General features: G+C 53.9%; 21 protein-coding genes and 1 riboswitch. Of the genes, 15 read left to right on the top strand and 6 right to left on the bottom strand.

Features of this window, described 5'->3' with window-relative positions; genetic code table 11:
* Positions 1-69 precede the first annotated feature (69 nt).
* The 11 genes from ACTID9_RS11795 (at position 70) to ACTID9_RS11845 (ending at position 9,839) form a co-directional block, all read left to right on the top strand.
* Positions 70-1,611, top strand: a complete 1,542-nt coding sequence (locus ACTID9_RS11795; protein WP_441071435.1) for a solute symporter family protein — start codon at positions 70-72, stop codon at positions 1,609-1,611.
* A 114-nt stretch (positions 1,612-1,725) separates the two neighbouring features.
* A complete protein-coding gene (locus ACTID9_RS11800) occupies positions 1,726-2,418 on the top strand; it encodes a hypothetical protein (RefSeq protein WP_441071436.1) in 693 nt (230 codons plus the stop codon).
* A 79-nt stretch (positions 2,419-2,497) separates the two neighbouring features.
* Positions 2,498-3,487, top strand: a complete 990-nt coding sequence (locus ACTID9_RS11805; protein ID WP_441071437.1) for a CotS family spore coat protein — start codon at positions 2,498-2,500, stop codon at positions 3,485-3,487.
* Between the two features lie 135 nt (positions 3,488-3,622).
* A complete protein-coding gene (locus ACTID9_RS11810; RefSeq protein ID WP_441071438.1) occupies positions 3,623-3,943 on the top strand; it encodes a hypothetical protein in 321 nt (106 codons plus the stop codon).
* Positions 3,944-4,000: 57 nt separating this feature from the next.
* Complete coding sequence (locus tag ACTID9_RS11815) at positions 4,001-4,435, top strand: hypothetical protein (protein ID WP_441071439.1); 435 nt, start codon at positions 4,001-4,003, stop codon at positions 4,433-4,435.
* Between the two features lie 30 nt (positions 4,436-4,465).
* Positions 4,466-4,768 carry a hypothetical protein gene (locus ACTID9_RS11820; protein ID WP_441071440.1) on the top strand — a complete coding sequence of 101 codons (303 nt, stop codon included), beginning with the start codon at positions 4,466-4,468 and terminating at the stop codon, positions 4,766-4,768.
* A 105-nt stretch (positions 4,769-4,873) separates the two neighbouring features.
* A complete protein-coding gene (locus ACTID9_RS11825; RefSeq protein WP_441071441.1) occupies positions 4,874-5,359 on the top strand; it encodes a hypothetical protein in 486 nt (161 codons plus the stop codon).
* 245 nt (positions 5,360-5,604) lie between these two features.
* On the top strand, positions 5,605-7,083 hold the full coding sequence (locus ACTID9_RS11830; protein WP_441071442.1) for a spore germination protein: 1,479 nt from the start codon (positions 5,605-5,607) through the stop codon (positions 7,081-7,083).
* The gene (locus ACTID9_RS11835) at positions 7,083-8,189 is read left to right on the top strand and encodes a GerAB/ArcD/ProY family transporter (protein ID WP_441071443.1); all 1,107 of its coding nucleotides are present in this window, start codon (positions 7,083-7,085) and stop codon (positions 8,187-8,189) included. Before ACTID9_RS11830 ends, ACTID9_RS11835 begins: the two co-directional genes overlap by 1 nt.
* Positions 8,170-9,327, top strand: a complete 1,158-nt coding sequence (locus ACTID9_RS11840) for a Ger(x)C family spore germination protein (RefSeq protein WP_441071444.1) — start codon at positions 8,170-8,172, stop codon at positions 9,325-9,327. Before ACTID9_RS11835 ends, ACTID9_RS11840 begins: the two co-directional genes overlap by 20 nt.
* Before the next feature lie 113 nt (positions 9,328-9,440).
* The gene (locus ACTID9_RS11845) at positions 9,441-9,839 is read left to right on the top strand and encodes a hypothetical protein (RefSeq protein ID WP_441071445.1); all 399 of its coding nucleotides are present in this window, start codon (positions 9,441-9,443) and stop codon (positions 9,837-9,839) included.
* 67 nt (positions 9,840-9,906) lie between these two features.
* Here the strand turns inward: ACTID9_RS11845 and argS are convergent, their stop codons facing one another.
* The 4 genes from argS to ACTID9_RS11865 all read right to left on the bottom strand — a co-directional run bounded on the left by argS (position 9,907) and on the right by ACTID9_RS11865 (position 12,767).
* The gene (gene argS / locus ACTID9_RS11850) at positions 9,907-11,622 is read right to left on the bottom strand and encodes an arginine--tRNA ligase (protein ID WP_441071446.1); all 1,716 of its coding nucleotides are present in this window, start codon (positions 11,620-11,622) and stop codon (positions 9,907-9,909) included.
* A 108-nt stretch (positions 11,623-11,730) separates the two neighbouring features.
* Positions 11,731-11,931, bottom strand: coding sequence for a hypothetical protein (locus tag ACTID9_RS11855; RefSeq protein WP_441071447.1), 201 nt, complete (start codon positions 11,929-11,931; stop codon positions 11,731-11,733).
* A 79-nt stretch (positions 11,932-12,010) separates the two neighbouring features.
* The gene (locus tag ACTID9_RS11860) at positions 12,011-12,484 is read right to left on the bottom strand and encodes a hypothetical protein (protein ID WP_441071448.1); all 474 of its coding nucleotides are present in this window, start codon (positions 12,482-12,484) and stop codon (positions 12,011-12,013) included.
* Between the two features lie 184 nt (positions 12,485-12,668).
* Positions 12,669-12,767 carry a YjcZ family sporulation protein gene (locus ACTID9_RS11865; protein ID WP_354092433.1) on the bottom strand — a complete coding sequence of 33 codons (99 nt, stop codon included), beginning with the start codon at positions 12,765-12,767 and terminating at the stop codon, positions 12,669-12,671.
* Positions 12,768-12,993: 226 nt separating this feature from the next.
* Positions 12,994-13,099: riboswitch (SAM riboswitch) on the top strand.
* A gap of 95 nt (positions 13,100-13,194) precedes the next feature.
* On the opposite strand from ACTID9_RS11865, the gene metH reads away from it, so the two are divergent.
* Both metH and ACTID9_RS11875 read left to right on the top strand, forming a co-directional pair.
* The gene (gene metH / locus ACTID9_RS11870) at positions 13,195-16,650 is read left to right on the top strand and encodes a methionine synthase (RefSeq protein ID WP_441071449.1); all 3,456 of its coding nucleotides are present in this window, start codon (positions 13,195-13,197) and stop codon (positions 16,648-16,650) included.
* Between the two features lie 30 nt (positions 16,651-16,680).
* Positions 16,681-18,531, top strand: coding sequence for a bifunctional homocysteine S-methyltransferase/methylenetetrahydrofolate reductase (locus tag ACTID9_RS11875; RefSeq protein WP_441071450.1), 1,851 nt, complete (start codon positions 16,681-16,683; stop codon positions 18,529-18,531).
* 110 nt (positions 18,532-18,641) lie between these two features.
* Here ACTID9_RS11875 and ACTID9_RS11880 read toward each other — a convergent pair whose 3' ends face one another.
* Complete coding sequence (locus tag ACTID9_RS11880) at positions 18,642-19,181, bottom strand: CGNR zinc finger domain-containing protein (protein WP_441071451.1); 540 nt, start codon at positions 19,179-19,181, stop codon at positions 18,642-18,644.
* Positions 19,182-19,342: 161 nt separating this feature from the next.
* On the opposite strand from ACTID9_RS11880, the gene ACTID9_RS11885 reads away from it, so the two are divergent.
* On the top strand, positions 19,343-19,837 hold the full coding sequence (locus tag ACTID9_RS11885; RefSeq protein ID WP_441071452.1) for a DinB family protein: 495 nt from the start codon (positions 19,343-19,345) through the stop codon (positions 19,835-19,837).
* Between the two features lie 79 nt (positions 19,838-19,916).
* Complete coding sequence (gene yunB / locus ACTID9_RS11890; protein ID WP_441071453.1) at positions 19,917-20,630, top strand: sporulation protein YunB; 714 nt, start codon at positions 19,917-19,919, stop codon at positions 20,628-20,630.
* Between the two features lie 66 nt (positions 20,631-20,696).
* Here yunB and ACTID9_RS11895 read toward each other — a convergent pair whose 3' ends face one another.
* Entirely contained in the window at positions 20,697-21,194 is a 498-nt protein-coding gene (locus tag ACTID9_RS11895; protein WP_441071454.1) for an N-acetyltransferase family protein, read from the bottom strand.
* Positions 21,195-21,264: the final 70 nt, after the last annotated feature.

Below are 21,264 nucleotides of genomic sequence, written 5' to 3' on the forward strand. Positions count from 1 at the left end.
TTTTTTCTTTCCCATCGATCTTGCACCCCGTGTATAATAATGGAAAAGCTTAATGAAAAGGAACTTGCGATGGATATTACGACCGTTTTCTTTTTTTTGGCCATTATTGTCGGAACATTGGCAATTACGTATTCGGCGGCAAAACGAACCTCGACCCCGCATGACTTTTATGCGGCGGGCAACCGGCTGACCGGCATGCAGAACGGGTTGGCCATCGCCGGCGATTACATGAGCGCGGCTTCCTTTTTGGGAATCACCGGTGCGATCGGCATTTACGGATTCGACGGCTTTTTTTATTCGCTCGGGTTCCTTGTCTCCTATCTGGTCATCCTGTTCATGGTGGCGGAGCCGCTGCACAATCTGGGCAAGTATACGCTGGCCGATTCGATCATCCAGCGCTTCGACAGCAAGCGATTGCGCGGCGTCATCGCGATGACCAACATATTGATCACGATCTTTTACATGATCGCCCAGCTCGTCGGGGCAGGCGCGCTGATCCATCTGCTGCTGGATGTCGATTATCGATCAGCCGTCTTTATCGTTGGAAGCTTGATGACGACCTTCGTGCTGTTCGGCGGGATGATTGCCGCTTCCTGGGTGCAGATCATCAAGGCGATCTTGCTCTTGTCCGGCACGCTGATCGTCTGCCTGATCGTGCTGGCGCGATTCGACTGGAGCCTCGTGGCCATGTTTGACCATGTGACCAGTGCGACGCCATATGGGATCAACATTTTGTACCCCGGCAACCAATTCGAAAATCCATTTGATACGATCTCGCTTCATCTCGCGCTGATTTTGGGCACGGCGGGCCTGCCCCACATTTTGGTCCGTTTTTTTACCGTGCGCGATGCGATTGAAACGCGGCGCTCGGTGATGAATGCTACCTGGATGATCGGCGCTTTCTATTTGATGACGTTTGTGCTTGGGTTCGGCGCGATTTCATTTGTCGGGTGGGACGCGATCCGCGCAGCGGAGTTCGGCGGCAACTTGACCGTCCCGATGCTGGCACGCGCGCTCGGCGGCGAATTTTTGATGGCGTATATCTCCGCTGTCGCCTTCGCCACCATCCTGGCAGTGGTGACCGGGCTTGTCATGTCGGCCTCATCCGCGTTTGCGCACGATTTTTACAGCCATATCGTCCGTGGCGGCAGCGCTTCGGAAAGCGAGCAGTTTTTGGCCGCCAAATGCTCAGCCGTCGCTGTCGGCGTCATCTCCATCCTGATTGCCATCGGCGGTCAAAAGATGAACGTGGCGATTTTGGTCGCCCTCACGTTTGCTGTAGCGGCGTCGGCCAATCTTCCACTGATTTTGTTCACGCTCTACTGGCGGCGGTTTACGGCCGGGGGCGCGATCTGCGGCGTGTTCTGCGGCCTGCTTTCCTCATTGTTTCTCGTGATTGTCAGCCCGAATGTGATGGACCCGGTTCATGGGCTGATCCGGGCGGAACCGTGGTTTCCGCTGACCAATCCCGGCATTGTGAGCATTCCGCTCGGTTTTCTCGGTGCGGTGATCGGCACGTACTGTTCCCCCCGTCAACGCGACGAAAAACGGTTCGATGCGGTGCTGCTGCAGGCTCATACGGGGATTCGCTGGCAGGAGCCTGAACAATAAGAAATCTCCCATTTTCCGCAAAAATGGGACAGATCCATCAAGATAGATGCTGTGACAATAATAGAAAACAAGCAATATCTTGATGATGAGAAAGCAAGTTAGGAGGTGATTTACATGTCGTCTTCTCATCACCAACAATCGAGTTCCAGCAGCGATCATCAAGAAAATCGTCGTCGCCGCCGTCACCGTCGCAGAAATCAGAATTGCTTTGCCTTTGATGCCAGACGGAATACGTTCGGTAGTGAAAACATTACATTGGTAGGAACAACGACAGTCACCAGCCGCACGGAACTGGCAAGGGTTTTCGTACCTTGCAATGGGACAGTGAAAATTGACGGTGTCGTCGGCTGGCAGGCGACTTCCGATGCGAGCGGGGACCGCGTACCCGTGCTGTTCGAGATTTTCCGAAACGTCGTTGATAGCAACAACCTGATCTTCAGCACGCTGGATTCTGCTGCCATCATCGACACCACAGATGTGGGTGCACGCTTTGTTACAACGGCATTCACTACGGTAGATGCACGCTTTCCTTTTGCAGGAGGCAGTGTCATGAGCGGGATGGGCAACATCCCCGGATTCCCGTTCGATCGCGGCACCACGTATATCTTGACAGCGCGTGCAGTAGAACCAGGCGACGTTGCTGTCGTTACCGGACCAGTCGTGCTTGAGGCGGAGGTTGAGCGTCGTCGCAATGAAAGCTCCAGTTCTTCTGACCATCGTCGCCGTCGCCGCCGTCGTCCCTGCAGACCTTGCAAATGCGTATGCAAGCGCAAAGTTCGCAGCACGTCTCGCAAGCGCTGCCGTTAATTTGCTGGTAAAGAATGGCCCAATGACCTCTTCCACACTGTTGGGAGAGGTCTTTTATCTTCTTAGCGGAGTGAGCAGCATGGAAGAAGAGTTACTACCGATGGTTGCGAAAAACTACCGATTCAATATCCGCCGGGCAGAATTGCTTCACTATACAACAAGAACGTTCGTGTTGCGAATTCAGACCGATGACGGGCCGTTTGTCGTCAAATCTATCTTTGCGGATCGCGACCGGATGGACTTCATTTTGGCAGTCGAACATTATTTACGGGGAAGAGGAGTAGCCATTCCACGAACCATCCCGATGGAAAACGGCGCTTTCCTTTTCTTTTGCAACGGCACTCCTTACACCGTGCAAGAGTACGTAGAGGGAAGACCGCTCTTCATCACCTCCAAAAGCGCTTGTCATGAACGCGGCCGGTTGCTTGGACACTTCCATGCGTGTTCGCTTGGGTTTCGCGCAGAGGATGTCAAGCCGAGCATGGGGATTTTGGAATGGGAAGCAAATTACCAGAAGGGGCTCCAAACGATCAGCGACTGGCGCGAGCAATACCGGTTTTCAACAGAAAAAAGGCATCAACTCGTGATGCGATCGGTCGATTTCTTCTTGCGGACAGGCGCACACCTTTTGCGGCTGCTCACCCAAAATCAGTATTTTGCAGAGGTGCAAGCGGAGCCGGTGGAACGCCAGTTTTTGTGTCACGGCGACTTCCATACAGGGAATGTGCTGTGGAATGAGCAGGCGCAGCGATTTAGCATCATCGATTGGGAGTTTACCCGCTTTGATTTTCCTTCCGTCGATTTGGGGAGGCTGCTTTCTATCATTATGCGCCAATCCAAACGTTGGGATCAGGCCAGCTTTTCTGCGCTCTTGTCCGGCTATCTCGAACAAAACCCGCTCAGCGAAAAGCAGATGGAGCTGCTCTACCTCGATCTTGCCTTTCCGCATCAATTTGAAAGATTTTTGCGCAAGAACTGGTTTGAAGAGTTTACAACAGGCGAGATCCGGCAATTTTTGCAGCGGGAAGAGGAAAAGACGCGCTTTCTCTTGCAGACATTGGAGCGGTGAGAACCAGGGCGTTTGCTTTCTCTATATTTGCTTTCTACCAAAATATGTGATTGTCCTCCTGCAAGTGCCGTCACAGCTAGTACCCGAAATTGATATATATAACGTATCACAAGAAGAAAGGATATGGTGAGCTGTATGAATCGGAATGAAATTCAGGAATCCATGCAAGAATCGATGGCCCAATTTCGCAATACGTTAGAGAACAGCATCAGAGAAATGGTAAAAAGTCTTCCAACTGATGCCATGAAGAATGTGAGAGTAGGGGTCGATGGCTTGCCGGGATTGGGAGAAAACTTCTTGAACAACTTGAATACCAAGATTCAAGACATCATCAATGCCAGCCTGGAACTGGCGAAACAAGCTGTCGCTAACAATGCCGAGGGCAGCGTCGAACAAGGCGAACCGGAAAGCCATGTAACCACACACACCGTAATCAATGGGAAAACGATTGAATAAGCGGCTTCTGCCATCAATGAAACAGCGCAAAATCGAGCTTAATGGGAGGTGAACGAGATGGGGTCCCGGAGAAGAGAGGATGAACTTGAGATTTTTAAAGAAATCGAGAGCAGTGGGAATGCCCAGGCAGGGAATGGTGGAACGGCGAGCGGCGGTGATGTCAACCCCATATCACTCGGAGGAAATGGTGGCTCGGGATCAGGCGGCATGGCAACCGGCGGATCTACAACGTCGATCGGAAACACTGGAGGAGCAGCTACAGCTACAGCCACCGCGACCGCTTCGAGCATTGGCAACGGAAACTTGACAACCGCATCTTCAAGTGCTGCGTCAGTTGGTGGAAACGGTGCAATCTCCACGGGAGGAAGCGCCGACTCGAATGGTGTGGGCGGAAGCGGCGGCACTGGCGGCGCATCGACCGGCAGCGCAAACGGCGGTCTGGCAAATGGCGGAACCGCCGAGGCAGACGCAAAGATTAAAGGTGAGTGTTGAGTAGCCGGATCGAGAAAAGGGGTGATCACAGTGAGTCAGGAATTAGTGGAAAATGAAGATACCCTTCCTGCAGGGCAGCAATCCACGGCCAACGCTACCGCAAACGCCCTCGGAGGCTTAGGTGGTCAAGCGTACAATTTGACGTACGTCGATAATTATTCAACATTGATGCTCGTCTATTCATTTTTGTCCCTTCTCGGCAGCCAAGCGGGTCAAGGTGCCAATCTGAGCCAGGCCGCGAGCGAATTGACGCCGCTGCTCAAGTCGGTCATGGAAGAAGAGAAGAAGTATCGGCAAGCCTTTTTGGATGCGGTTGAATCTTTGAAAAAATAAACGGCTTTGATAGGAAAATAGGTGCTTGCCTTCCTTCATTGGCCGTTACAAGCTGTCCAATCAAAAAATATAACTATAAAAGAACGAAAGAAAGGAGTGAAACATATGAGTTGTCGGCGCAGACATTCAAGAACAAGAGTATTTCGCACAAACATTGCAGAAATCAGAAGAAGCGGAAATGTCGTGGCGGGTGCAGGCGGTACCGCCACAGGCGGCACTGACGGAGTAGCGGTCAGCACAGGTGGAGAAGGAGAAAATATCGAGGTTCTCAACATTCTTTCGAAAAACAGTTTAGGCGGTTTCGCTGCAGCTGTTATGAATGTGGGCAGTGTTAACACCGTTAACAATCAAAATAATAGCGTCAACACCACTACTGCCGCTACGACCACCACGCAAGCGATCAACAGTGGTCCTATATCTGGCGGAATTAACGGGCTTGCAATCGGAGGCGACGCTTCTTCCAACACGACAGGCGGCATTGGCGGCGCAGGCGGTAATGCTTCCCATCAGTCGAATGGCGGCAATGCGGCTGGAGGAGATGCGAAAGCCAAAATCAAAGCCAATGCAAAACCGAAGGCAAAATCTCATTAAATGGGGTGCTGCTGGTAAGAAGATCGAGGCTTTGTGCATGGGAAGAGGGCAGGGATACCTGCCCTTTTTTATATGGCAAGCATGAGAGAACGTTTCCGGCCCTTGCGGCACCTTTTGGCAGCATGCACCTAACAAAGCTGCTACAAGAAGCACCAGGCGATGCCAGCGGCTCTAATTACATAAAACATACCGAACTGGGAAAAATAGGGACACGCTAAAAGCCCCTTTTAGGAGAGTCGGAATCTATGCTTACGAACGATTTGGCAGCGAATGTCGAGCAAGTCATGCAAGTGATCGGCCATAATCCCGACGTCATCTACCGTGAAATGCTGCTAGGAGAGTCAAATATACGAGCGGCGCTCATCTATAGTAAATATTTGGTGAACAAAGATATTTTGGCCACAGCCGTGATCCGGCCGTTGCTGGAGCATTCCTTCCAAACGCAAACCCCTTCCATGGACGTCGTTGATGAAGTGCGATTGCGCGTGCTGCAGCTGGGGGAGATCATGCATTCTACGACGATCGATGACTGCATCAGCGGCATCCTCGCCGGAAGCGCGGCCTTGCTGATCGATGGCGCCGACAGGGTTCTGATGATGGGCATCTGCGCGCCGGAAGCGAGAAATGTAACGGAACCGATCACAGAATCAGCGGTTCGAGGCTCGCGGGAAGGGTTTGTCGAAAATTTGGAAACCAATCTGACCTTGCTGCGCAAGCAAATCAAAAATCCGTTTTTCACCATCGTCCCCTATATCATCGGCAGGCAATCCAGGCGGAATCTGGCGCTCTTGTATTTGAGCAATATTGCCAATCCGCGGCTGATCGAGGAAGTCAAGCAGCGGCTGGGTCGAATCGACATCGACGATGCGCAGGAATCCGGGATCATCGAACAGTTGATCGAAGATGATCACTGGTCGCCTTTTCCGCAAATTCAAAATACGGAACGTCCGGATAAGGTCAATTCCGCCTTGATGGAAGGACGAGTGGCCATCTTGCTCGATGGCACGCCGTTTGCTCTTCTGGCCCCTGTCACGTTAAACATGCTGCTCCAGACGATCGAAGATTACTCCGAGCGCTGGTATTCCGGCCTGCTGCTGCGGCTTTTGCGCTACATGGTTCTTGTGTTCGCCTTGTTTTTGCCGTCGCTTTATATCGCGCTTGTGTCCTACCATCAAGGCTTGATCCCGACCAAACTCGCAATCTCGATGGCGGAAAGCCGTGAAGGTGTACCGTTTCCCACATTAATTGAAGCGCTGATTATGGAGACGACCATCGAGATTTTGCGTGAAGCAGGGATCCGGCTGCCCAAGCCGATCGGACAGGCGGTCGGGATCGTCGGCGGTCTGGTGATCGGGCAATCGGCGGTGCAAGCAGGCATCGTCAGTCCCATTATGGTCATCGTCGTCGCATTGACGGCCATTTCTTCGTTCGCGATCCCGCAGTACAGCGAGGCGATTGCGTTGCGGATTTTACGCTTCGGGATGATGCTGGCGAGCGCTTTTCTCGGGCTCTATGGCATCGTTTTGGCTTTCCTGTTGATCGCGGGCCATATTGCGGGGCTGAAAAGCTTTGGCGTCAATTACGCGGGTACGTTTGCCCACTATCAGTTTTCCGATTTGAAGGACACGTTTTTCAAAGCGCCGCAGTACGTCATGAAGCTGCGGCCGAAGATATTGGGGACGCTCGATCGTCGCCGCAGCTCCAACGGAAGGAAGGGATCGTGATGTTTCGGTATCTGGATGAAAACATGTCCACATCCCAGCTTGCCGTCAGCATCGCCTCCGTCATTGTGGCGGTCGGGATCGTCACGCTGCCGCGGACCGCAGTCGAAGCAGTCGGGACGCCCGATGTCTGGATCACGTTTCTTTTGTCCGGACTGATCGCCCTCGGCCTGGTCTACATTTGCGGGAAATTGACGCAGCGTTACCCGGGCCAAACGTTTTACGAGTTCAATGAGCTGATTGTAGGCAAATTTCTCGGCCGTTTTCTGAGCCTGTTCTTTGCTGTGTACTGGCTCGTGCTGGTTTCCTATGAAGTGCGGATGAATGCAGAGGTCATCCGTTTTTTGCTTCTGGAGCAGACGCCGATCGAGGTGACGATCGTCTGTTTCATGCTGGTCGCCCAGTTTTCCATTGTCAAAGGGCAAAGCCCGCTCGTGCGCCTCTGCCAAATGTTTTTTCCGATCACAACCATCGCGATCCTGACGATCATGCTGCTCGGCTCCAACAATTTTGACATCGATAATTTCCGTCCCTTGCTGCGTGAAGGAATTGCGCCTGTTTTTAAAGGGATTCCCAGCTCGGTTCTGCTGTATCTGGGCTTTGAAGCCATTCTCATCCTGGCCGCAAGCACGCAGGACAAAAGGAAGATCACGAAAGCGGCCATCATTGGCGTTTGCGTGCCGATGGTGATTTACGTGGTGACGCTGGTGATGGTCATCGGCATCCTTTCTCCGGCGGAGGTCAAGACGCTCGCCTGGCCTACGGTTGAAGTGATCAAAGAAATCGAGTTTCCCGGTTCGTTTTTCGCCAATTTTGAGATTCTGTTCATCGTCGTCTGGGTGATCGAAATCTTTACGACCTACACACTTGGCTTCTATTTCGCCAGCCTCGGCTTCAGTAAAGTTTTTCAGAAAGAGATCAAGCTGTTTGACTATCTTTTTTTGCCCGTGGTGTTTTTTCTCGCCTGGTATCCGGCCGATGTCAATGGAGTCGCACGCCTGGGGGATTTCCTGTCAAACATGGCTTATTTCACCTCGGCTGTCATTCCGATTGTACTCTTATCGGTCAGCTATTTGCGGGGAGGGCGCCATGAAGAGAAGACGACGTAGCCTGTTGTGCGCGCTGCTCATCCCCGCACTTCTGCTCAGCGGATGCTGGGACCGCCGGGAGATTGAGGACATTGGCATGGCGGTCGGAATGGCGATCGACAAGGGGCCGAAAGCGAATATGCTGCATTTGACCACCCAATTCGTCAATACGGTCGCTGGCAACAACAAGGACGTCACCCAGGTGCATAGCTACTATAACGTGGACGCGACAGGGACGGCGATGCTGGTAATGATCCGCCAGATGGCGAGCAAAACGGACCGCACGCCGTATTTTACCCACTTGAAAGTCGTGCTGATCAGCGATGAGATCGCCAGGCAGTATAACATGTTCGAGCTCACCAACCTGCTGATGCGCGACCATGAGATCCGGCGCACCGTGCAAATGCTGGTCGTAAAAGGGAAGGCCAGCGATTTGCTCGGCGCGCATACGCGAAAACAGGAGATTCCCTCGCTGGAGATTTGGGGAATGACGGGGAACGATTACAAATCCATGTATATCCCGCATGTTGTGACATTGGGCGACATCTCCATCCATCTTTCCGACCATAACAGCTTTGTGATCCAGTACATCCGGATGGAAAAGGGAGGATTCCGGCTGTCCGGCGTTGCGGTCATCAGCGGCAAAACCAAAAAGCTGATCGGCACGATTGAAAATCTGGAACAAATGTCCGGGCTTTCCCTGCTGCTGCTCAAAGGAATGGGCAGCTCAGGCGGTGCGATCCGCATCACCGATCCGAAAACGAAAAAACCGCTGGTGTTCGATGTGCGCAATGTGAACCGAAGGGTTTCGGTCAATCAGTCGAATGGCAAGATTGTGTTCACCGCGCAAATCCGGCTGGAGGGCAGGCTGAACGAGGACTGGACGTATCCGGGCAATGCCTTCAAAGAATCGTATTTACGCGAACGAACAAAGCAATTCGAGCAAAAAGTGCTTCAGGATACAAAGGCGGCGCTCGCGGTGCTGCAGAAGCAGCTGAAAGTGGATGTGCTGGGCTATGAAGACAAATTCCGGATCGCTGACTACGCCAGTTGGAAAAAGTGGAAGAACAATTGGGATGATGTGTTCAGCAAGAGCGAGATCATCGTCGATGTCAAGGTATTTATCCGCGATTACGGCTCGGCCGGCCGAAAAGTGTAACAGGTGTGTCGCTGGTAATTGCGGAAAAACCATGATACAGTGAAATCGTTCCCATGCCATGAAAAGCAATGCGCCCCCTCATGGGCAAAGAATGAAAGATAGAGGAGAGTCACATGAAGCGCTTAATCAAGGTAACCATCCATGATTTTAGTAAAATTGAACAGCATCTGAATGATGCGAAAGAGATCGAGCTGTATCACTCAGCCAATGGCAAACTGTATGAAGCCGTCATCGAGCATGACGATTACGCCGTGATCGATTTGAACGATGAAGAGTATATTGAGCTTGCCCCAAACGAGTATGAGCTGATGATTCCGGAGTGGAAAGTGGTTGGCAAGCAAGGGGATATGATCATTGAAACCATGTCCGATCCTGCAGACGATCGCGCGCTCTTGTACCGTGGAATCGATGGGGTGGGCAATGTGGTTGCAGAGCCGCAATCGATCAACAAGCAGCTGATCATGCAGCTATACAAAGGGTGGTTCGCCAAGGAAAAGGCGAAAGTGGAGTAACCTGCGGCTGCGGCCCAATAAAAGAAAAAAACAGCAGAGCGATTCTGCTGTTTTTTCTTTTCCCTTTTTACATTTCTTCCGGCGCTTTCAAGCCGAGCAGGCGCAAGCCTTCCTTCAGAACGATGACGACAGCGGCAACCAGCTGCAGGCGCGTCTGCTTGACATCTTCTTCCTCAGCCAAAATGCGGACATTGGCATAAAATTTATTGAACAACTGCGCCAAATCGATGACGAATTTCCCGATGAGGGATGGATCGAAGCCGGCAGCGGCACGGTCGACGATGTCCGGGAATTGGCTCAATGCGGTGATGACGGCCCACGCTTCCTTGCTGTCCAGCGCGCCTTCCGCCAGCATCAGTTCGCCCGTTGGCTGGTAGTTGCCCTTGCGCAACAGCGAGCACGCTCGCGCATGCGTATATTGCACATAAGGACCGGTTTCGCCTTCGAATGTCAGCATCTCTTCCCAGGAGAAGTTGATGTCGTTGAGGCGGTAGTTTTTCAGGTCGTGGAACATGACGGCGCCCACACCGACCTGGCGAGCCACTTCATCTTTGTTAGCGAGCGTCGGATTTTTCTCCTCGATGACTTTTTTCACGTCTTCGATCGCTTGTGCCAGCACTTCTTCGAGCAAAACGACTTTGCCTTTGCGGGTGGACATTTTTTTGCCATCCTTGAGCATCATGCCGAACGGGATGTGGTACATTTCATACGCCCAGTCGAAGCCCATTTTTTGCAGCACTTTGTACAGCTGCTGGAAGTGCAGGCGCTGCTCGCCGCCGACGACATACAGCGCTTTGGCGAAATCGTACGTCTCGTGGCGGTACAAGGCCGCTGCCAGGTCGCGGGTCGCATATAGCGTCGCGCCATCGGACTTCTTGATCAGGCAAGGCGGCAGGTCGAATTCATCAAGCATCACCACCATCGCACCGTCGGATTCGGTCAACAGGTTGCGCTCTTCAAGCATCGCGACGACGCGGTCCATTTTGTCATTGTAGAAAGCTTCGCCGTTTGTGGAATCGAACTGGATGTCCATCAGCTCATAAATTTTCATGAACTCTTTCAGCGATTCTTCACGGAACCATTGCCACAGATGCTGCGCCTGCGCGTCGCCATCCTCGAGCTTTTTGAACCATTCGCGGCCCTGGTCTTCCAGCGTCGGGTCGTTGGCCGCTTCATCATGGAACTTCACGTACAGCTTCAGCAGCTCTTTGATCGGCTCCGCTTTTACTTTCGCTTCGTCACCCCATTTTTGGTAGGCGACGATCAGCTTGCCGAACTGGGTGCCCCAGTCCCCGATATGGTTGATGCGCACCGGGGTGTAGCCTTTCTTTTCCATGATGTTGGCAATCGCGTTCCCGATGCAGGTGGAGCGCAGATGACCCATGGAGAAAGGCTTGGCGATGTTTGGCGAGGAGAGGTCGATCGGAACGTTGCGTCCTTGCCCTTCCTCCGTGCTGCCGTATGCGCTGCCTTGGGTGAGGACAGCGGAAATAATAGCGGTGCCGACAATGTGCTGATCCAAAAACAGGTTGATGTATGGTCCTGCTACTTGCACCTCTTTGAGCGGCGCTCCGGAAATGGCGCCGGCCAACTCGGCTGCGATTGCCGGCGGTGCTTTGCGCAGCGCTTTTGCCAGTTGGAAACAAGGGAAGGCGATGTCGCCCATCGCCGGATTCGGCGGCGTTTCCAGCATGCTGCTCACTTTCTCCAGCGGAAAATCTTGCACGCCAAGCCTCGCTAACGCTTCTGTAATTTTGGTTGCGACTTGCAATTTGTGATCCATATCCATTCATCCTTTCAAAAAATAGAAAAACCCCGCGTCTCTTCACAATGAATTGGGAAAGAGACGAGAGGTTGTATAACTCCCGCGGTGCCACTCTTACTTGTTTCATCACGAATCAGCATGGATTTCCCATGCCGTCCGCTTGACGAAACCGCTTGACTGCTGTAACGGGCAGACCCGACGCTCCCTACGCAGCCAGCTGTGGCGTTCGGGAGGTTTCTCCAAGGGGCGTTTCATCAAGAGTGCATGCCGGGCTTCCACCGTCCCCGACTCGCTTTGCTGCAGCAACAAGACTACTTTCCTTTTCATCGAACCAACTATCGTACTATCCGCCATTATAACGGACTGTCCCGCCAGATGCAACGTCTGGTTGCCGGTTCAGCCCCAATTACTCCTTATCCGGTTTCAGGTCGTCGAGGTCAGCGAAAAACTTGCGGGTCAGCTCTTCCTTGTCTGTGGCTTCCAGCCACTGCTGCTTGTATTGCAGCAGGCGGTCGAGCAAGGCGTGCTCTTCTTCGGCCTCCTGCTCCAAATTGAAGTTTTCCGTCGGGTCAAACCACATCAGGCGGTCGTCCGTTCCGGTGCGCAAGTACGGCTTTTGCCAGTTGATCGGGTATACGTACGGCTCCTCGCCGAACATGAAGCCGAGCACGTCGTCGGAATCGAGCGGCAGGAAGTGTTCGAACTGGTCGTTTCTGCCCTCGGACAGATTCATATGGAACAGCGAATACCAGAGGTAATGCTGACCGGATGTGCGGTATTTGGCGATCGCGTACGTTTCCGATTCCGTTGCATGCAGCTCTTTGATTTTGTCCAGCTTGCCGATAAACGCTGATTTGGACAATGGCTCTTTGTCTTCCAAAGACGATCACACCTTTCGTTGGGTCGTAACTTTCATTATCTCATCAATAAGGGTATCGCTGCAAAAGAAAAATGACGTGCTCCTCCCCGTTAACCAGGACACGTCATTCGCAAATTATGTTATGTCATGTTTTTCTCACATGCTTCAGCTCTCTCATGAAAGACCCCTGCGTTTTGTAGCGGGATTAGCAATCGGCTGCGCCAACGATCACAAGCAGAATGAACAGTACCAGCACCAGAGCGAAGCTGTCACCAAAGAAGTTTCCGCAAAATGATGTACTCACGTATTGTGCCTCCTTCCATGTGGTTGAATCATGTGAATCTGTTCAAGAAGTCTGTTGTTTCATTGCTTCTTGTGCTTACAGTCTATACGGGATAGCCTATCCTGTTGTGGGCGGTTGCCCATAGAACGTGAAATTGGGCGCTTTGCCTGTCCGGCAAATATCCATTGACGGATGAGAAACAGGGATGGTAAGATACAACGTAATACATTGTGAATACTTTAAGGAACTCTTATCAAGAGAGGTAGAGGGACTGGCCCTATGAAACCTCGGCAACCGTACATGTGTACAGGTGCCAATTCCAGCAGAGCGCGCTGCGCTTTGAAAGATGAGAGGAACTTGCGTGATATGCGTAGAGAGTCCTCTTCTTTTTTTTCTATAAGAAGGGGACTCTTTTGTATTTTGATGGGGGAAGGGAAGAGGAAACCATATGACAAAGCCTACATTTCAAGAGCAATTGGCGAAAAAAATCCTCGTTTTGGATGGCGCGATGGGGACGATGCTCCAGCAGGCGAACTTGACGGCCGCTGATTTCGGCGGGGACGATCTGGAGGGCTGCAATGAGATTTTGAACGTCACCAGACCGGATGTGATCCGCCATATCCATGATACATATCTGGAGGCGGGCGCCGACATTATCGAGACCAACACGTTCGGCGCGACGAGCATCGTTTTGGCCGAATACGACATTGCGGAGCGGGATGAGGAGCTGAACATTGCGGCGGCGCAGATCGCCCGCGCTTCGGCGGATCATTACTCCACGCCGGAATGGCCGCGCTTCGTCGCAGGCGCGATGGGGCCGACGACCAAAACGTTGTCGTTGACCGGCGGCGTCACGTTTGATGAGCTGGTGGAAAACTACTATCGCCAAGCCAAAAGCCTGATCATCGGCGGCGTCGATGTGCTTTTGCTTGAAACTTCCCAGGACACGCTGAACGTAAAGGCGGGCGGGATCGGCATTCGCAAAGCGTTTTCAGAATTGGGCCGCGAATTGCCCGTGATGATCTCGGGCACAATCGAGCCGATGGGCACGACGCTGGCGGGTCAAAATATCGAGGCGCTTTACATTTCCATTGAACATTTACAACCGATTTCCATCGGGTTGAACTGTGCGACAGGACCCGAGTTCATGAAAGACCATCTGCGCACGTTGTCGGAGCTGGCGCAATGCGCGGTCAGCTGTTATCCGAATGCCGGGCTGCCGGATGAGAACGGCCATTACCACGAATCGCCGCAGGGGCTGGCATCCAAGCTGGCGGCTTTTGCCGAAGCAGGCTGGCTCAACGTCGCGGGCGGCTGCTGCGGGACGACACCGGAACACATTCGCGCGATCGCAGAAGCGATGAAACACATCAAGCCGCGCGGCAAGGCCAGGCCCCATGCAGCAGCGGTTTCCGGGATCGAGACGGTGTTCGTCGAGGATGACAACCGCCCGCTTTTGGTTGGGGAGCGCACCAATGTCATCGGTTCCAAAAAATTCAGAGATTTGATCGCGGCAGGTTCTTACGAGGAAGCGTCAGACATCGCCCGCGCGCAGGTGAAGCGCGGTGCGCACGTCATCGACGTCTGCCTGGCCGACCCGGACCGCGATGAATATCACGATATGGAGCAGTTCCTCTCGTTTGTGGTCAAAAAAGTGAAGGCGCCGCTGATGATCGACTCTACCGACGCCAGGGTACTGGAGCTGGGGCTGAAGTTTTCCCAAGGGAAAGCGATCATCAACTCGATCAACCTGGAGGACGGGCTCGAGCGCTTCGAGCAAGTGGTGCCGCTGATCCACAAATACGGTGCGGCTGTCGTTGTCGGCACGATCGACGAGAAAGGAATGGCCGTTACCCGCGAACGGAAGCTGGAAGTCGCGAAGCGGTCCTACGATCTGCTGGTCAATGACTTCAAGCTGAACCCGCAGGACATCATTTTCGACCCGCTCGTGTTCCCCGTTGGAACAGGGGATGAACAATATATCGGTTCAGCGAAGGAAACCGTGGAAGGAATTCGCCTCATCAAGGAAGCGATGCCCGAATGCAAAATCGTCCTTGGCGTCAGCAACATTTCGTTCGGCCTGCCCAATGCAGGGCGCGAGGTGCTGAATGCGGTCTTTTTATACCATACGACGCTGGCTGGTCTCGATTATGCGATCGTCAACACGGAAAAGCTGGAGCGCTACGCCTCGATTTCCGAGGAAGAACGCAAGCTGTCCGAAGCGCTTCTGTTTAATACCAATGACGAAACATTGGCCAAATTCACAGAGTTTTACCGCCAGAAGAAAAAAGAAGTGAAGGTGGAAGCGTCCAGCCTGACGCTTGAGGAGCGATTGGCGGCCTATGTGGTGGAAGGCTCGAAAGACGGGTTGATCCCGGATCTGGAGCTGGCGCTGAAAAAATATGCGCCGCTCGACATCATCAACGGCCCGCTGATGCGCGGGATGGAAGAGGTGGGACGCCTCTTCAACGCCAACCAGCTGATCGTAGCGGAAGTGCTGCAGAGCGCGGAAGTGATGAAGGCGTCCGTGTCGTTTTTGGAACCGTTCATGGAGAAGAGCGAAAGCGCGGCAAAGGGCAAGATTTTGCTCGCGACGGTAAAAGGGGATGTGCATGACATCGGGAAAAACCTGGTGGAGATCATCCTGTCGAACAACGGCTACCATGTCGTAAACCTCGGCATCAAGGTGACGCCGGAGCAGCTGATCGCCTCGGCGCGCGAGGAAAAGCCGGATGCGATCGGATTGTCCGGCCTGCTGGTGAAATCAGCGCAGCAGATGGTCATCACCGCCCAAGATTTGCGCGAAGCCGGCATTCATGTGCCGCTGATGGTCGGGGGCGCTGCGCTGACGCGCAAGTTCACATCGAATCGGATTGCGCCTGAATACAGCGGGATCGTCGTCTATGCGAAAGACGCGATGGACGGCCTTGATCTGGCCAACAAGCTGCAGGATGAAGAGGCACGCAAGCAGCTGTGGGCAGAGCAGCAGGCTGCATTGGAGGCAGCGCAGCAGGCGGAGGAGCAAAAGCCAATCGAGGCAGCGGTTTCGCAGAAGCCGAAGCGCTCCGCGATCAGCCGCACGACGCCGATCTATTTGCCGCCAGACACCGAGCGCCACGTGCTCCGCAACTATCCGATCGCACATCTGCAGCCGTACATCAACCAGCGGATGCTGCTCGGCAAGCATTTGGGCGTGCGGGGCAACGTCGAGAAGATGATCGCAGAGGGCGATGAAAAAGTATTGCGTCTGGTCGATGTGGTCGACAGCCTGATCACCGAGGCGAAGGCGGACAACACCATTCAGGCGCACGGGATGTATCAATTCTTCCCGGCGCAGGCCGACGGAGACGACATCCTCATCTATGATCCGAACGATCACAGCAAGCTGTTGGAACGCTTCACCTTCCCGCGTCAGGCGGAAGACCCGTTCCTTTGCCTGTCGGACTTCCTGCGGCCGGTGGAGAGCGGTGAGATGGATTATGTCGGCTTCCTGGCGGTTACGGCCGGTTTTGGCATCCGCGAGCGGTCTACCGTACTCAAAGAGCGCGGCGACTACCTCCGCTCCCACGTCATGCAGGCGCTTGCGCTGGAGTGCGCCGAGGCGTTTGCCGAGCGGCTCCACCATGTGATGCGCGATAACTGGGGCTTCCCCGACCCGACGGAGATGACCATGCTGGAGCGTTTTGGCGCCCGCTATCAAGGGATTCGCGTGTCCTTTGGGTATCCGGCTTGCCCAAGCCTGGAAGACCAGGAGAAGTTGTTCCGCTTGCTGAAACCGGAAGACATCGGCATTCAATTGACAGAAGGATTCATGATGGACCCGGAAGCATCCGTTTCCGCGATGGTATTTGCCCATCCGGAGGCGCGTTACTTCAACGCTGGCCCGTCATTGGTAGAGGCATAGCGCGATTTTGGAGGAAAGGAGGGAACCAGATTGGCAAACAAACCGAATTTGCAACAGTATTTGAAAGAGCATCTGGTGGTCGGCGATGGCGCGATGGCGACACAGCTGTACCAGCTTGGGGTGCCAGTCGGCGTCAGCTACGAGGAATTGTGCTTATCCAATCCGCAGCTGGTGCAAAGCGTGCATGCTGCCTATTATCGGGCGGGTGCGCGCCTGATCGAAACGAACACATTCAGCGCAAACCGGGACAGCCTGGGCCGTTACGGGCTGGAAAGCAAGGTGACGCGGATCAACCGCGCTGCCGTGACGATCGCCCGCCAGGCGGTCGGGGACGATGCGTACGTCATCGGCGGGATCGGCTCCATCATCGCGGGCCGCGTCCGCAGCCAGCAGCTGGATGAATACCGCGACCAATTCGAGGAGCAGGCAACGGCGCTCCTCCATGCAGGCGCGGATGGCATCCTGCTGGAGACGTTTCTCGATTTGGATGAATTGCGCCTGGCAGTCGAGGTGATTCGTCCGCTGACCGAGCTGCCGATCATCGCCCAACTGGCGACGCTGGAGGTGGGCCGGACACGGGACGGCTATACGCTCACCGAGGCATTCGCGCAGCTGCAGCAAAGTGGCGCCGACATCGTGGGTCTCAACTGCCGCTTAGGTCCGGCAGAAGTCATTCGCTCGTTTGAAACAACCGTCACGCCGGACAACATCCTCTTGTCGGCATTCCCCAACGCGGGTCGCCTCGGCCTCTCCGATGGGGAATATGCCTACAAATCGTCACCTGACTATTTCGCTCAAAGCGCGTTGCTGCTGCGCAACCAAGGCGTCAGCATCATCGGCGGCTGCTGCGGGACGACGCCGGATCATATTCGGGCGATAGCGGACGCGCTCGCTGATTTGCCGCCGGTCGAACGGGTCAATCCGAGCCCGGCAACCGAGCCGCGCATCGAGATCGGCACCGTCGCTTTGCGCCGTACGCCGCATATCGTCGACAAGGTGAAACAGCAGCACACGATCATCGTGGAGTTTGACCCGCCGAAAGATTTGGATGCCGAGGGCTTTTTGCACGGCTGTTGCGAATTGCACAATGCCGGTGCGGATGCCGTGACATTAGCGGACAACTCGCTTGCCAACGTACGGATGAGCAACATGGCGCTGGGTGCGATGATGAAGAGTCAATACGGCCTGGAACCGCTTTTGCATTTGGCTTGCCGCGACCGCAATCTGATCGGCCAGCAGTCGCATCTGATGGGCTTGCATGCGCTCGGAATCGACCAGGTGCTGGTCGTGACAGGCGACCCATCCCGCTTCGGCGATCTGCCGGGAGCAAGCTCCGTCTTCGATGTCACGTCATTCGACCTCATCCGAATGATCAAGCAGCTTAACGAGGGCATATCGTTCTCCGGGCGGCCGCTGAAGCAAAAAGCCAATTTCCTGGTCGGTGCAGCGTTTAACCCGCATGTGCGCCAGATCGAGGCGGCCGTCCAGCGACTGGAACGCAAGGTGGAAGCGGGCGCCGACTACATCATGACGCAGCCGGTTTACGACGCGGAGACGATCAAATTGATCCATGATGCGACCAAGCACATCGACATCCCGATTTTTATCGGCATCATGCCGCTCACGAGCTACCGCAATGCGCAGTTTTTGCACAACGAAGTGCCGGGAATCAAGCTTTCCGACATGGCCTTGGAGCGCATGAAAAACGTGGAGGGAGAAGCGGCCCGCCAAGAAGGCATCCAGATGGCCAAGGAGCTTTTGGATGTAGCCATGAGCTATTTCAAAGGCATTTACTTGATCACGCCGTTCAACTATTACCAGATGACCGTCGAGCTGACCCAGTACGTACGCAAGCAAGCGTTGCTGCAGCCGACGCGCTGACAATGGAAAGCAAGCAAAAAAGCCAACGCCTTAATAGGACCGTTGGCTTTTTTGTGTACACGTACGCAACTACTCTGGCATCGCAAAAAAGGACGTTTCGCATAAAGCAGCTACCTGTTTTTTTCGCGAAAACGCCGCACCTTCATCAAGTTGCCGCAGCATTTGTCGTCGCACCAGCGCGCTGCCCGATTGCGGCTTTGGTCGTAAAAAAACCAGCGGCAATCCGGATTGTCGCACATTTTCAGCCGGCGCAGATCGCCTTTCGCGAGCAATTCGGCCAAATCAAGTGCGATCCGGGCCGTGACGTACGGCCAGCCGTTGAGTGCGCTCACTCGTGTAAGCTGCAACCCGTTTTCTGTGCGAGACAGCTGCGGATACGAAGAATACGGCTGCAAAGCTTCGTTGAAAAAAACAATGTCCGCATCGCGCAGCGGTTCGCCGGCGACGGTGTATTCGACGATGGTGCGCAAGCGCTCGCGAAACAAGGTCAAGTCACGCACATCTCTCATCCCGGATAGCTCGGCGGGCAAGTCCCATTTTGCCAAAAACCATTCCACCCATTCTGCTTTCTCCAAACGGTTCTCCCGGCGTCCAGAGCCGCGCCAATCCCGCCAATCGCTATTCAGAAAATCCAAGCTGATCCATTCCATGAAAAATCCTCCTGCTTATGCCTTGAAATCATTTCCAGTCTGTGTTACGTTTTGGGTGTAACGATCTATATTGTTTATGATGGTTACGAGATTGATTGTTCTTTTTTGCCATTATACCGCTGAAAAAAAGAAATGAGTAGACAATGCGAGGAGGATTCGGGATGAATCGGATGGAACTGCTGCTGCACGAATTGGAGATCACGACGGAGACGGAAGACTGGTATCCGCCGCTGCACGTTGCCTTGGAAGGGGTGACGGCAGCGCAAGCGAGCTGGAGACCGCAGGGGGAAGCGGCCAACACGATCTGGGAGACGGCCAATCATCTGCTGTTTTACAAGGAGCGCTTGCTCAAACAGCTGACGGTAGGCTACACGGACCCGCAGGGCATGACCAACGATGACACGTTTGCCGTCGATGCGGCGCCGGATGATGAAGCAGCCTGGCAAGCGACACGCGAGCGGCTTGTGGCCGTTCAACGCGAACTGCACGCGTTGCTCTCCTCCATGCCTGAGGAGGCATTCGACCGTCCTCATCCGACCCGTCCGCTCGGCTTGATGGTGACCAGCATTGTGCTGCACGACGCTTGTCATACCGGTCAGATCGTGATGATCCGCAAGCTGCAAGGGTCATGGCCTGCCCGCCGCGCGTTTGAGTAAAACGCGTCCGCGATTCTCGGCAAGTGGGTTATTTTTGTCCCTTCCCGCATAGACTTCTTTTGAGATGGGGGGAGGGACGATGGCTCCTTTTCGGTTTCGCCGTCGACGCATGCAGGCTCCGATTTCGCGAAAACGGCTGTATTTTTTTTCGTTTTTGCTTTTTCTGGTCATCACGGTTCAATCGCTATTTTTTGTGGAGCAAAAATTGGAGCCGACCGTCCTGATCATTGCCAAGCAAAAAGCCGAGCAGTTGGCCAAAGACGCCATTTCCGACGCGGTGACGAAAAAAATCGCGCAGATGAACATCAACAACAACGATTTCATCAAAATGGAAAAGGATAAGGACAACAAGATCAAGGCGATCAATCTGGATTTTAAAGAATATTCGCGAATTTTGGGGGAGACGACCGAGCGGATCAAAAACACGCTGGATGAGTTCGAGTTCGAGCCGACGAAAAATTACATTCCGATCGGATTGGCGACGGGCAGCAGCTTTTTGGCCGAGGTGGGGCCGAGTTTGCCAGTCACGTATGTACCGATCGGTGCGGTGAAAACCAACCTGGAGACCAAAATGGCGGAGGCCGGAATCAACATGGTGCTGGTGACCGTCTACATACGCGTCGAGGTGACGCTGCGGATCGTCATACCGTTCGCGACCGACCAGACAACGGTTGTCACGAGTATCCCGATCACCAACTCGCTTGTCATCGGCGATGTGCCGGATTACTGGTACAACAACCCGGAAGGAAAGCCGGATGTACCGCGGCCGTCGGAAGTACAACTGAATAACTGATGCTTGAGGGCATGCGAAAAAGCCGTTTGGATGACAAACGGCTTTTCTCTTTGACGATCGCGATGGTTACTTCAAAATCAACTGATAAAACGAAACATCCTGGAACTGGTCGAATTTGTAGCCGACCTCGCGGAAGGTGCCGGCCCATTCGAAGCCAAGGCGTTGATGCAGCTGCACGCTCGCATCGTTGCCTTCCGTAATGCCGGCGATCAGCACGTGAAAATCGTTTTCTCTCGCCAGTGCGATCAGTTCGTTCATGAGGAGCTTGCCGAGCCCCTTGCCGTGATGCTCGTGGTGGATATAAATCGAGGATTCTCCGGTTTGCTGATACGCTTGTTTTTCGCGAAACAGGCTGATCGATGCGTAGCCGATGACCGCGCCATCCTGTTCGGCTACGATGAGCGGATAGCGGCCCGTGAACTTGTGGAACCATTTTTCGCGCTGTTCCAGCGTTTGTTCTTCCAGGTCAAACGTTGCGGCAGACGTACGTACAACGTGATTATAGATCGCAAGCAGAGCGGGGAGATCCGAGATATGTGCATGTCTTACCGTGATTTCTGACATAAAGTCACCGCCTATTGTAGTTACAAATATTTTATGTCAGGTTTCCTCACATCGTCAAGAGCAGAAAAAA

The organism is Brevibacillus fluminis, assembly GCF_052072235.1.
Classification (GTDB): Bacteria; Bacillota; Bacilli; order Brevibacillales; family Brevibacillaceae; genus Brevibacillus_D; species Brevibacillus_D fluminis_A.